Genomic DNA, 12,358 nt, shown 5'->3' with positions numbered 1-12,358 from the left:
ACTGCGCGAGCCTCACGCCGCGTTGGCCGGCCCGCGCCCGGCGGAGTAGCATGAGCGCCAGCCGACCCAGCCCCGGGCCGACGCCCCTCCCGTAGCAACCGGGGCCCGGCGCCCCGCCAGATGGCAGCCCTTCCATGCACAACCCGCCCAACACCCCTGCCGAGACTCGCCGCTGGAGCACCCGCGCCCTGCTGGTGGACGACGACGTGCCGATCCGCGACCTGCTCTGCGACTACCTGGCCCGCTTCAACATCGAAGCGGTGGGCGTGGCCGACGGCCAGGCCATGCGCGAGACGCTGGCCGCCGAACCGTTCGACGTGGTGGTGCTGGACCTGATGCTGCCCGGTGAAGACGGCCTCTCCCTGTGCCGCTGGCTGCGCAGCGAGTCGGATATCCCGATCCTCATGCTCACCGCCCGCTGCGAACCCACCGACCGCATCATCGGCCTGGAACTGGGCGCCGATGACTACATGGCCAAGCCGTTCGAGCCCCGCGAACTGGTGGCGCGCATCCAGACCGTCCTGCGCCGCGTGCGCGACGACCGCGAAGGCCTGCGCGCCGACCAGCGCGCCAGCATCCGCTTCGACGCCTGGCGCCTCAACGGCGTGCTGCGCCAGCTGCACTCCCCCGAGGGGCTGGTGGTGCCACTGTCCAACGCCGAATTCCGCCTGCTCTGGGTGTTCCTCGAACGCCCGCGCCGGGTGCTCAGTCGCGAACAACTGCTGGATGCCGCCCGGGGTCGTTCCATCGAGGCCTTCGACCGCAGCATCGACCTGCTGGTCTCGCGCCTGCGGCAGAAGCTCGGGGATGACCCCAAGTCCCCGCGCCTGATCAAGACCGTGCGCGGCGAAGGCTACCTGTTCGACGCCCGGGAGATCGGCTGATGCGCAAGGCCGACACGCTGTTCGCCCGGCTGTTCGGCCTGTTCCTGGCGGCCATCGTGCTCGCCCACCTGCTGGCCTTCCTCTGGTTCAGCCAGTACGGCAAGCCCCCCGGTCGCGACGGCCCGCCTCCTCCGCCGCCACCCGGCGCCACTCACACCCAGGGCCCGCCGCCACGCCCACCGATGTTCGGCGGCCCCTGGGTGCCGCTGACCTTCCAGTTCGTCTGCCTGATCGGCGCCGCCTGGTACGGCGCACGCCTGCTGTCACGCCCCATCCGCCGCCTGGCCAACGCCGCCGACCGCCTCAGCGAAGACTTGGAAAGCCCCGCGCTCTCCGAAAGCGGCCCCTGGGAAACCCGCCAGGCCGCCCACGCCTTCAACCGCATGCAGGCGCGCATCCGCGAACAGGTGGCCCAACGCAGCCGCATGCTCGCCGCGGTGTCCCACGACCTGCGCACGCCCATTGCACGGGTCAAGTTGCGGGTCGAACAGGTGGAGGACGCCAACCTGCGCGGGCGCATCGAGCAGGATCTGGGCGAGATGATCGCCATGCTCGACGCCACCCTCAGCTACCTGCACCAGCAACGTGCCGACGAATCGCTGCAGATGTTCGACCTCCAGGCTCTGGTGGAATCCATGGCCGAGGATGCCCAGGACCGGGGCGCCGACGTGCGCGTCGAAGGCCGCTGCTCGCCCCTGCGCGCCCAGCCCATGGCCCTGCGCTCGTGCCTCAGCAACCTGGTGGAGAACGCCCTGCGCTACGCCGGCAACGCGGTCATCCGCCTGGAGGACAACCCGGCCGAAGTCCGTGTGAGGGTCAGCGACCACGGCCCCGGCATCGCCCCCGAGCAGCGCGAGGCAGTGTTCGAACCCTTCTTCCGCCTGGAAGGCTCGCGCAACCGCAGCTCCGGGGGCGTCGGCCTGGGGCTGACCATCGCCCGCGAAGCCGCGCGTCGCCAGGGCGGCGAGCTGACCCTGGGGGAAAACCCCGGCGGCGGCCTGCTGGCCACCCTGCGCATCCCCCGTCACTGAGCCCAGCCGCGCTGTCGCAACGCCGATACAAAGCGCACACACCGCCGACACGCCCACCCCTGAGCCTGGGAGAACCGGAGGACCCTCTTCCGGTCGTGCCATCCCTCTCACAGGAGTGATCCCATGATCAGTGGCGTCAGTGGTTACTCGGGCTACAGCAGCTACGGCAGCTATGGCTCGACGCTCAGCGCGCGGAGCACCGCCAGCGGCAACGCCGGCAGTTGCGCCCCGAGCCAGGGCAACAAGGTGCAGGAAAAGCTCTTCAGCCTGCTGGACAGCAACGGCGACGGCAGCGTCGCCAAGGACGAGCTGAGCACGGCGCTGGACAGTGCCAAGGAAAGCGACAGCAGCCTCACCATCGACATCGATGACCTGTTCAGCCAGCTGGATGCCAACGGCGACGGCTCCATCAGCCAGGACGAGACCGCCGCCCTCGCCCCGCCACCTCCCCCGCCGGGCGGTGGTGGAGGCCCGATGGGCGCCGGTGGCGGCAAGCCGGAAGACCTGTTCGGCGAGCTGGATACCGACGGCAACGGCAGCATCAGCCAGGACGAGTTGACCAGCGCCCTGGGCGAGAACAGCGATGTAGACAGCAGCGAACTGTTCGCCGCCCTGGACAGCGACGGCGACGGCAGCCTGAGCGTCGAGGAAAGCGCCGCCCTTGCCCCACCGCCGCCCCCGCCAGGCAGCATGGGTGGTCCGCGCGGTGCGGGCGGCGACAGCGAGGAACTGTTCGGCCAACTGGATGCCGACGGCAATGGCAGCGTCAGTCAGGACGAACTGAACACCCTGTTCGGCCAGTCCAACAGCAGCAGCGGTGGCACTAGCACCAGCAGCAGCGACCAGGATGTCTACGCCAAGCTGGTGGCCTCCCTGCTCAAGCAGTACGAGAGCAGCACCACCGCCTACACCACCCGCGTGGGCAGCCAGCTGTCCACGGCGGCCTGAGCCGGCGACAAAAAAGGCCGGCCCCTTTCGGGAGCCGGCCTTCTGGCACTGCAGCGTGGGTTACTCCTGCGGAGCGGCCTCTTCGGCCTCGCCTTCGCCCATGCCTTCCATACCCTCCATACCTTCCATGCCCTCCATGCCGCCCATCTCGGGCTGGGCACCCAGGGCACCACCCAGGCCGCCTGCCATGGCCATGGCCATGCCGGCGAACTCTTCCACGGTCATCTTCTTGCCATTGAAGTCCACCTGGCCGTCGGCGTAGTGCAGGCGGGAGCGGATGGTCTCGCCTTCCAGCGCCACCAGGTTGGTGGACAGCAGCATGCCGCTGGCCATCTCGGTGGTCATGGAGGCCTGCTGGGCGATCAGCTCCTGGTCTTCCTCGCCGTCCAGGGCGGCTTTCAGGCTGACGATGTCGCTGATCATCGGTTTGGACAGGCTCAGTTCCATGTCCAGGCCCGTGACGATCTCGCGGGCCACCTGGTCAGGCGCCTGCTCGAAGGAGCTGGGCTTGGCCAGTTGCACGCCCAGGCTCAGGCGGCTCTCGCCGTTGGCGGTCTTGAAGCTGAACTTGTCCAGGGCGATGGCCGGTTTGGCGTCGAGTATGCGCACCAGGTCGGCCTGGGCCTGCTTCTGCTGGGCTTCGTCGAGGGCATCCAGGTTGGGCTCGGCGCCGGCACCGGCCTTTTCCACCACGCTGGCGTACAGCTCGGACAGGGACTTGAGCGCGGCGGCGTCGATGTTCTTCACGCTCCACACCATCTCGGTGTTGCCCACCGGCTTGTCCTTGTAGCGAACGCCGGCGGCGAAGGTCAGGCTGCCTTCGATGTTGCTGCCGTTGGCGCGGGTGTCCTGGCGTTGGGACAGGTCATCCAGGGTCACCGTCGGTTCGCCGTCGATGAGGATGCGGGTGGTCTTCAGCACCAGATCGCCCTTGCCGACGTACAGGCCGGACTCGGTGCGGGACTGGTCGCTGTCCAGGCTCAGGCCCTTCATTTCCACCTGTACCGGCTGGCCGGTTTCGGAGGTGGAGTCGAAGCGCAGGCTGTCCATGCTGCCCACGGCGGCCACACGCTCGCCACCGGCGCTGCTGCGCAGGTCCAGACGAAGGCCGGAGAAGGCCAGGTGGCTCTTCTCGTCGAGCTGGGTTTCCAGCGGCTTGAGTTCGAGGCTGCCGGAAACGGCACGGTCGTAGCCGATGGCGGCCGTGCCGACCAGCGGCGAGGCGCCCTTGGCGGCGTCGAACCAGCCCTGCACCAGCGGGCTCGGGGCCAGCTCATAGGTGCTGGCGGCCATCACCGGCGCCAGTTCGAAGCGCTTGAGGCGGTTCAGCGGGAAGGGGCCGTGGTCGATGTGGTCGACGAACAGCAACTCGGACTCGCCGATGACCAGGCGGTAATGGGCGGTGCTGCTGAACAGGCCCTGCTCCAGGGAGACCAGCTCGGCACGGGCGCTCACGCCCAGGGACGGCGCGGCCTGCTGCAGCTGGGCATTGGCTTCCTTGATGGAGGTGTCCAGCACGCCGGGCAGTTGCTTGCCGGTGTACCAGGCGCCTGCGGTGCTGACGACGGCGACGGCAACGGCCGCGCCAATAACGATTCCTGCGGATTTCTTCATGGTCGACTCGCGGATGATCCTTGTGGTGGGGCTGCTTCCCTGCATCCGCAAGCGGTGCCATGGACCGGCGGGGCGGAAAAAAGCGGCACAAGGCTATCACCTCGCGCCGCTTTTCTGGCAGTTCCCCCGCGTTTCTGTGAGGTGGTGCTCAGCTCTCGGGGTCCTGCTCCGTGTGGGTCTGGGGCGCGCCGATCCAGTCGGAGATGAGGCTGTAAGCCACAGCCAGCAGGGTCGGACCGAGGAACAGGCCCATGAAGCCGAAGGCCAGGATGCCGCCGAACACCCCCAGCAGCACCACCACCAGCGGCAGATTGCCGCCCCGGCTGATCAGGTAGGGCTTGAGCACGTTGTCCACGCCGCTGATGACGAAGAAGCCCCAGATCGCCAGGAACACGCCATAACCGTACTCGCCGTGCCAGAACAGCCAGGCGGCGGCCGGCACCCAGACCAGCGGCGGTCCCATGGGAATGAGGCTGAGGGCGAAGGTCACCAGGCCCAGCACGATGGCCCCGGGCACTCCGGCGATCCAGAAGCCGATCAGCGCCAGCAGGCCCTGGGCGGCGGCCGTGCCGATCACGCCGTTGACCACGCGCTGTACCGTGCCCGCCACCAGCTCCAGGTAGTGCGGCCCGCGATCACCGATCAGGCGCCCCAGAGCCTGCTCGGCGAACAGCGCCATGCGCGGGCCGTCGCGGTAGAAGAAGAACACCAGCACCAGGCTCAGGGCCAGTTCCAGCATGCCGCGGCCGATCTGCGCGCTGCGCGCCAGCAGCCAGTTCCCGGCCTCTCCCATGTAGGGCTTGAGGCTGCTGAAGAAGGCCGCGCCCTGCTCGTCCACCCGCGCCCACAGGGCCACCAGGCGGTCACCCACCATGGGCAGTTGCCCCAGCCACTCCGGCGGCTGGGGCAGGCCCTCGACCTGTACGTTCTTGACGAACTCGGTGGCATCGCGCACGTGGTCCGCGAGGTTGAAGCCCAGCCACACCAGCGGCACCGCCACCAGCACCATCCAGCCGGCACTTAGGATGGCGGCGGCCGTGGCGGTGCGGCCGTTCAGCAGACGGGTCAGCAGGCGCATCAGCGGCCAGCTGGCGAAGGCCAGCACGGCGGCCCAGAACAGCGCCGACCAGAACGGCGCCAGCACCCAGATGCACGCAGCCAGCAAGGTGAGCAGGAGGATCTGCACCAGCAGGCGGTCGTTGTTCAACATGAAGTCACTCCGATTGACGCGCGCGTGGCGCCGAGCCGGCGCCACGAACGAAGAAAAGCATGGACGGTGAAGCTCAGCGCAGCCACTCCAGGTGCAGGCCGGCCTCGCGGGACGTGCCCAGCTCCAGGCGAGCCGCACGCACGCCCTGCCCCACCAGCGCCTCGCGCCAGGCTTCGGCACCGGCCCCGCCGAGACTGGCCCGCAGGGTGCTGTCCAGGTTCAATCCACGGGCCAGCAACGTGGCCCAGGCCTCGCTGGGCACGGCCGGCAGCGTCGGCAGGTGCAGCTCGCCGCTGCTCTTCAGCTCGCGCAGTAGGGTCGCCGGCGTGGGCAGCAGCTCGCCCAGGGGGGCGGCGGCATCCAGTTGCTCGGCATGCAGGTAGGCGCGGCGATTGCCACGGGTGATGGCGTACACGGCCAGCAGGCTGTCCTGGCTGGGCTCGACAAGGCGCACCAGCAGGTAGGCCTGCTGGTCGTCCGGCCCGTAGAGCCGGGCGTTGCCGAACACGGTGTTGGCCCACAGGCTGCTGGAACCGCAGTCGCGGCCCTGGCACCAGTAGAGCGGGATGGCGCCTTTCTCCATCAGGTCGACGCGGGCGCGGTCGAAGGCCTCGGCCGAGCTGTGCCCGCTGGGCAACTGATAGGTCACCGAGGTCTGCCGGCCCTGGGCATCCACCCGCTGTTCCATGCGCAGTTGGTTGCTGATGCGGCGGATCGGCCCCTGGGGGTAGAAGCGCTCCTGATCGGGCGCTTCCTTGAAGTCGACGATCTCGGCATGGGGGAAGCGCGGCAGCGCCGTGAGGTCATGGCTCTCGGGCAGGTCGGCGGCCTGCAGCGGGGCCGCCAGGGCCAGGCCCAGGCACAAGGGAAGAAAACGCATGGGCGACCTCAGCGCATCAGCATCGACTGGGCGGATTTCACCACGTTCTCAGCCGAGGCCTGGCGCGGCGGCACCGCCAGGCCACGCTGCACGGCCGGGCGCGCCTCGATGGCGGCCAGCCAGCGCTGCAGGTGCGCGAGCCCCTCCACCGACACGCCGGCCCAATCGTGCAGGCGCACCCAGGGGAAGGTGGCGATGTCGGCGATGCTGTAGTCGCCGGCCAGGTACTCCACCAGCGCCAGGCGCGAGTCGAGCACCTCGTAGAGGCGGCGGGTCTCGTGCTGGTAGCGGTCGATGGCCGGCTGGATGACTTCGGGGAAGTAGCGGAAGAATGCGTTGGCCTGCCCCTGCATGGGGCCGACGCCGCCCATCTGGAACATCAGCCACTGCATCACCAGGGAACGGCCCTTGGGGTCGGCAGGCATCAGCTGGCCGGTCTTCTCCGCCAGGTAGACGAGGATGGCGCCGGACTCGAAGACCGGGAAGTCACCGTTATCGCGGTCGACGATGGCCGGGATGCGGCCGTTGGGGTTGATCGCCAGGAAGTCCGGCGCCTTCTGCTCCTTGCGCTCGAAGGACAGCGCAGTCACCCGGTACGGCAGCCCCAGCTCCTCCAGGGCGATGGAGACCTTGTGGCCGTTGGGGGTGGCAGCAGTGTAGAGGTCGATCATCCGGTCTCTCCTTGAAAATGGGGCCCAGCCTTCCCGCTTGCCCCATTCAAGTCAAGGCGCGGCGAAGAAGGGATTGAAACAGTCTGCTACGGCCTGGGCACCGGCCTCGTCGTTGAGGTGCAGGTGATGGCCGCCCGGCCGATGGTGCACCTCGAAGGGTAGCCCTTGCAGCAACTGCGCGATGCGCGGCTCGGCAGCCATCTGCCCGCCCTCGGCCAGCACCAGGCAGGTGGGGCACTGCACGGCGCGGAGGAACTGCTGGGCATGGGCGAAGGTCAGGCGCATGGGCGATGGCAGGGTCAGGCGCATGTCGGTGCGCCAGGTGTAGCCGCCCGGCACCGGCATCAGGCCGCGTTCGGCCAGCAGCTCGGCAGCTTCGCGGCTCACCGCCACCACGCCCTTCATGCGGGCCTGCACGGCACGGTCGATGTCGGCGTAGACCGGCTTGCGCTTGCCCTTCAGGGCCAGCCGCGCCCGCAACGCCTCGCCCAGGCGGGCCGGCGCGCCATCGGCTTCGCCGGTGTAGGGGATCAGGCCATCGATCAGCGCCAGGCGCTCCACCCGCTCCGGCAGCGATGCCGCCACCAGCATGGACACGATGGCCCCGAGGGAGTGGCCCATCAGCGAGAAACGCGCCCAGCCCAGTTGCTCGGCCACATGCAGCACGTCCTCGGCGTACTCCCACATCTGGTAGCTGGAGCCGGCCGAGTAATGCCCGGAATGCCCGTGTCCGGCCAGGTCCAGGGCGACGATGCGCAGGCCCTTGAGCTTCGGTGCCAGGCGCGCATAGGTCATGGCGTTGTCCAGCCAGCCGTGCAGGGCCAGCACCGGCTGGCCATCCTCGGGGCCGAACAGGTGCGCGGCCAGTTCCACATGGGGCAGGCTCAGGCGGATTTCTTCGACGTGCGCGCTCATGCGGACTCCTGGCGGGCGGCCTGGCCGTCCCAGCGCTTGAACAGGGTACGGAGCAGCGTCGCCGTGTCGTGCGGACGCTCCAGCGGGAACATGTGGCCGCCCGGCAGCGACAGGTACTCGCCCTTCGGCACCCGGCGCACCAGGCGCGCGTGGTGCGGCATCACCACCCGGCTGTGGCGCCCGCGCACCACGGCCAGCGGCACCTGCAATTGCTGCGGCCGACCGGGGCTGCTGTGGGGCACGCTGCGGTAGATGCGGATCTCGGTCTCCGGGTCGAACTTCAGCCGCAGCCCGCCGGCGGTCTCGGTGAAGCCGTGGCGCACGTAGGCGTCCAGGCAGTCCGGGTCGAAGTGGCGGAACAGCGTCTTGCCGGCGAAGTAGCGGCGCGCCTCCTCCGGGTCGGCGAATTCCTCGCGACGCCCGAGGGTGCGCCCGGCGGGGGTGATGCGGTCGATGAAGCCGAAGCGCTTGGCGGCGCGGATGACCATCTTGTCGGCCAGGGTCAGCACCGGCGAATCGAGCATCGCCACCCCGCGGTACAGCTCCGGCCGGCGCAGGGCCGCGTGGTAGTGCAGCACCCCGCCGAGGGAATGGCCGACGCCCCAGACCGGCTCGGCCTGGGCCTCCAGGTGGTGGATGAGTTCGTCCACCAGGTTTTCCCAGTTGTCGTTCACCGGGAAGCGCGGATCGTGCCCGTGCTGCTCCAGGTGCAGCACGCGGTAGTCCGGCGCCAGCGCATCGAACAGCTTGGCGTAGGTGGCGGACGGAAAGCCGTTGGCATGGGCGAAGAAAAGGGTCTGGGTCATGGCGGCGGCTCGTGGCGGAACTGCCGGGGATTTTCCGGCAGGCCACCCCACCCGGCAATGACTCTCACGCACGGTGATGACGGCGCTATGGCCAGGGGCAAGGTGGTTTCAGCCACGCCCGCGCAGGCGGGCCGGCGGTGCGCCGTAGGTGCGGCGGAACAGGCGGGAGAAATGCGCCTGGTCATAGAAGCCAAGGCGCAGCGCCACGTCCGACAGCGGCTCCCCCGCCAGCACCAGCGGCAGGGCGCGGGCCAGGCGCAACTGGGTCAGCCACTGCAGCGGCGGCAACCCGCAATGACGCTGGAAGCGCCGCAGCACCTGCCAGGGGCTCAGCCCGCAGAAGGCCGCCAGTTCCTCCAGGGAGGGCGGCGCATCCAGCCGGGACTCCAGCCACTCCCGCAGGCGCTGCCAGGTGGCCCCATCGAAGCCACCGGCCGGGTCCTCCACGCGCAGGCTAGAGCCCAGTTGCAGCAGGCAGGCCATGGCCTGCCACAGGGCTTGCTCCTGGGCCAGCCGCGAATCCCCGAGCAGGCTGTCATGGGCGGCCAGCAGGTGCGCCTGCAACGCCGGATGGCGCAGGGTCGCGCCGAGCAGCCGGGGAGTGCCACGGCGGTCGTCGCTCAAGGCGCGGCTGGCCTGCTCCAGCCAGTGCGGCTCGAAGGCCAGCACGCGAATGCGGTAGCCCTCCGCGTCCAGGCTGGCGCCGTCGTGGATCTGCTCCGGCGCCATCAGCAGCACATCGCCCTGCCCCGCCAGCTGGCGCTCGCCCTGGTAGACGAAGCGCTGCCGCCCCTCCAGCAGCAGGCCCACGTGGTACTCCAGGTGGAAATGCCGGGGAAAGGCGAAGCGGTGGTATTCGGCGTCGATCAGGCGGATGCCGGGCAGGCCGCCGACGATATGGCTGGTGCGTTCCATGCGCGCCACTCTAGCGCGCCGCCCCCTGTCCTGGCTTGGACGAAATTGCAGCCGCGCTCAATGCGCCGACGAGCCGGCCAGGCGCACACCGAAAGCGATCAGCACGCCCCCGGTGAGCCGGTCCAGCGCGCGGATTACCGCCGCCCGACGCAGGAAACGCCCCAGCGGCACCGTGGCGGCGATGAGCACGGCGAACCAGATCAGCGTCAGCACCACGTGCAGCCCGGCGAGGAAGAAGGAATAGCCCGTCACGCTGGCGCCGGCGGGCACGAACTGCGGCAGGAAGGTGACGTAGAACACCCCGACCTTGGGGTTGAGCAGGTTGGTCAGGAAGCCCCGCCAGAACGCCGCCCCTTGGCCACCCGAGCCTGCATCCGTGTCCTCGTCCAGGGCCTGGCGCGGGCGCAGCAGCAGCCCGGCTCCCAGCCACAGCAGGTAGGCCGCCCCGGCCAGCTTGACCGCTGTGTAGGCCAGCTCCGAGGCCTGCAGCAGCGCCCCCAGCCCCAGGGACACCGCCGCGCCCCAGAGCAGGCAACCCAGGCCGATTCCCAGGGACGCCATCACCGCTGGACGCCGGCCCTGGGCAGTGGCGGCACGCAACACGATGGCGGTGTCCACGCCGGGGGTGAGGGTCAGCAGGGTGGCGGCCGCGACGAAGGCGAGCAGCAGGGGCAGGTCGATCATGGTTCCGTGGCCTGGGCGGGAGTCGGAGGGCGGCTCGCCACTCTATGCCGGGCGGCAAGACGCGGTCAAAACGGCCCGCCCGGTACGACAACGCCGGCACCAGGCAGGGCCTGGCACCGGCGTGTCGAGGTTCGCCGGGCTCAGTCGGCCAGCGCGGCGCCGGCCAGGTTCGAAGCCGCGCTGCGGCTGCGGCTGCGGGTGGCCAGGCAGTAGTACAGCGGGCAGGTCACCACCAGGCCCACCAGCCAGGAGAGGTCGGCGCCCTCCACCAGGTTGGCGTAGGGGCCGGCGTAGAGCGAGGTGTTGGCGAAGGGCAGCTGCACGATGATGCCGATGAAGTAGGCAATGATCGCGTGCGGGTTGAAGCGCCCGTAGATGCCGCCGTCCGGGCTGAAGATCGAGGCGATGTCATAGCGGCCGCGCTTGATCAGGTAGAAGTCGATCAGGTTGATCGACGCCCAGGGCACCAGCACCAGCAGCAGCGCCAGCACCAGGCCGATGAAGCGCGAGATGAAGTCGGCCGAGGCCCCCAGCGCCACCACGCAGCAGCCGGCGAGAATCACCGCCGACAGCGCCACGCGCACCGGGATGCTCGGCGTCCAGCGACCGGCGAAGGTCTGGATCGAGGTGACGATGGACAGCACCGCGCCATAAAGATTGAGGGCGTTGTGGCTGATGATGTTGAGCAGGAACAGCACCATCAGGATCGGCCCCAGCCAGCCGGTGGCCTGCTTCACCGCCGCCATCGCCTCGGTACCCTCCGGAGTGGCCAGTGCCGCCACCAGGCCGAAGGCGAACGACAGGATGGTGCCCAGGGTAGCCCCCAGGTAGGTGGCCAGGAACGGCCGGGCGATGCCCACCTCCACCGGCAGGTAGCGGGAATAGTCCGAGGTGTAGGGCGAGAAGCTGATCTGCCAGATGATCCCCAGCGACAGGGTCGCGATCCAGCCGGCAAGGTTGAAGCCGCCACGGGTGAAGAAATCCGCCGGCAGGTCATGGGCAAAGATGTAGGCGAAGCCGGCCAGCAACGCCGAGCCCATCACCCAGGTGCCGATGCGGTTGAGGGTGTGGATGAAGCGGTAGCCGATCACCCCGATGGCGGTGGCGCTCAGCGCACCGATCAGGATGCTGGCCGGCACCGGGACCGACGGCGCAATACCGACGATGGACTTGCCGGCCAGGACGATGTTGGAAATGAAGAAGCCGACGTAGATCAGCGCGGCGAAGAACACGATCAGCAGGGCCCCGTAGCGCCCGAACTGGCCGCGGCTCTGCACCATCTGCGGAATCCCCAGCTGCGGCCCCTGGGCCGAGGCCAGGGCGATCACCACGCCACCGATCAGGTGCCCGAGGACGACCGCGAGCATCCCCCAGAACAGGTTGAGGTGGAACACCTGGACCACCATGGCGCCGGTAACGATGGGCAGCGGCGCGATGTTGGTGCTGAACCACAGGGTGAACAGATCGCGCGCCTTCCCGTGGCGCTCCGCAAGGGGGACGTAGTCCACCGTGTGGTTTTCGATCAGGGGGTCTTGCCGGGACATCTGGGACATGGAAATGAACTCGAGTTTGTCTGTTCTTATCGTTGTTTGAAGCCAAACCGGAGGCGCTCTACGTCGCCCCTCAGATGAACACCATATTATGGTATTCCAAACTTTTGACAAGCCTGAGCCGCTTTTCTACGACGCATCTGATCCGCCATCCTGACGCAACCCCAGGTCCCGCCGCCAGAGCCAAACCCCCGGTATTCGAGGCTTTCCGACGAAAGTAGAAGGCCGACGAAGCGCCCATGAAAGCGCT

At 69.0% G+C, this 12,358-nt stretch carries 12 protein-coding genes; 3 read left to right on the top strand and 9 right to left on the bottom strand.

Features of this window, described 5'->3' with window-relative positions:
• Nucleotides 1–134: 134 nt before the first annotated feature.
• The 3 genes from RTK35_RS19055 to xopAW all read left to right on the top strand — a co-directional run bounded on the left by RTK35_RS19055 (nt 135) and on the right by xopAW (nt 2,863).
• A complete protein-coding gene (locus RTK35_RS19055; RefSeq protein ID WP_044400382.1) occupies nt 135–884 on the top strand; it encodes a response regulator in 750 nt (249 codons plus the stop codon).
• Nucleotides 881–1,915 (top strand): ATP-binding protein, encoded by a 1,035-nt coding sequence (locus RTK35_RS19050; RefSeq protein WP_316908775.1) that lies wholly within the window; start codon nt 881–883, stop codon nt 1,913–1,915. The genes RTK35_RS19055 and RTK35_RS19050 overlap by 4 nt, the downstream gene beginning before the upstream one ends.
• Before the next feature lie 123 nt (nt 1,916–2,038).
• A complete protein-coding gene (xopAW, locus tag RTK35_RS19045; RefSeq protein WP_316908721.1) occupies nt 2,039–2,863 on the top strand; it encodes a XopAW family type III secretion system calcium-binding effector in 825 nt (274 codons plus the stop codon).
• Between the two features lie 60 nt (nt 2,864–2,923).
• Here the strand turns inward: xopAW and RTK35_RS19040 are convergent, their stop codons facing one another.
• The 9 genes from RTK35_RS19040 to RTK35_RS19000 form a co-directional block, all read right to left on the bottom strand.
• Nucleotides 2,924–4,477, bottom strand: coding sequence for a YdgA family protein (locus RTK35_RS19040; RefSeq protein ID WP_316908720.1), 1,554 nt, complete (start codon nt 4,475–4,477; stop codon nt 2,924–2,926).
• Nucleotides 4,478–4,625: 148 nt separating this feature from the next.
• On the bottom strand, nt 4,626–5,687 hold the full coding sequence (locus RTK35_RS19035; protein WP_142008179.1) for an AI-2E family transporter: 1,062 nt from the start codon (nt 5,685–5,687) through the stop codon (nt 4,626–4,628).
• A gap of 73 nt (nt 5,688–5,760) precedes the next feature.
• Nucleotides 5,761–6,567 carry a DUF4892 domain-containing protein gene (locus RTK35_RS19030; RefSeq protein ID WP_316908719.1) on the bottom strand — a complete coding sequence of 269 codons (807 nt, stop codon included), beginning with the start codon at nt 6,565–6,567 and terminating at the stop codon, nt 5,761–5,763.
• A gap of 8 nt (nt 6,568–6,575) precedes the next feature.
• On the bottom strand, nt 6,576–7,238 hold the full coding sequence (locus RTK35_RS19025) for a glutathione S-transferase family protein (RefSeq protein WP_142008176.1): 663 nt from the start codon (nt 7,236–7,238) through the stop codon (nt 6,576–6,578).
• A 51-nt stretch (nt 7,239–7,289) separates the two neighbouring features.
• Entirely contained in the window at nt 7,290–8,153 is an 864-nt protein-coding gene (locus RTK35_RS19020) for an alpha/beta hydrolase (protein ID WP_316908718.1), read from the bottom strand.
• Nucleotides 8,150–8,959 (bottom strand): alpha/beta fold hydrolase, encoded by an 810-nt coding sequence (locus RTK35_RS19015; protein ID WP_044400362.1) that lies wholly within the window; start codon nt 8,957–8,959, stop codon nt 8,150–8,152. The genes RTK35_RS19020 and RTK35_RS19015 overlap by 4 nt, the downstream gene beginning before the upstream one ends.
• A gap of 108 nt (nt 8,960–9,067) precedes the next feature.
• Complete coding sequence (locus RTK35_RS19010) at nt 9,068–9,874, bottom strand: AraC family transcriptional regulator (RefSeq protein ID WP_316908717.1); 807 nt, start codon at nt 9,872–9,874, stop codon at nt 9,068–9,070.
• A 57-nt stretch (nt 9,875–9,931) separates the two neighbouring features.
• A complete protein-coding gene (locus tag RTK35_RS19005; RefSeq protein ID WP_316908716.1) occupies nt 9,932–10,558 on the bottom strand; it encodes a LysE family translocator in 627 nt (208 codons plus the stop codon).
• 140 nt (nt 10,559–10,698) lie between these two features.
• On the bottom strand, nt 10,699–12,111 hold the full coding sequence (locus tag RTK35_RS19000) for a purine-cytosine permease family protein (RefSeq protein WP_316908715.1): 1,413 nt from the start codon (nt 12,109–12,111) through the stop codon (nt 10,699–10,701).
• Between the last annotated feature and the right edge of the window lie 247 nt (nt 12,112–12,358).

It is taken from the genome of Pseudomonas sp. zfem003, from assembly GCF_032621675.1.
In the GTDB taxonomy this organism is placed as follows: Bacteria; Pseudomonadota; Gammaproteobacteria; order Pseudomonadales; family Pseudomonadaceae; genus Metapseudomonas; species Metapseudomonas otitidis.
Note: the sequence above shows the minus strand (reverse complement) of the source record. Positions and strands in the feature narration are given on the sequence as shown.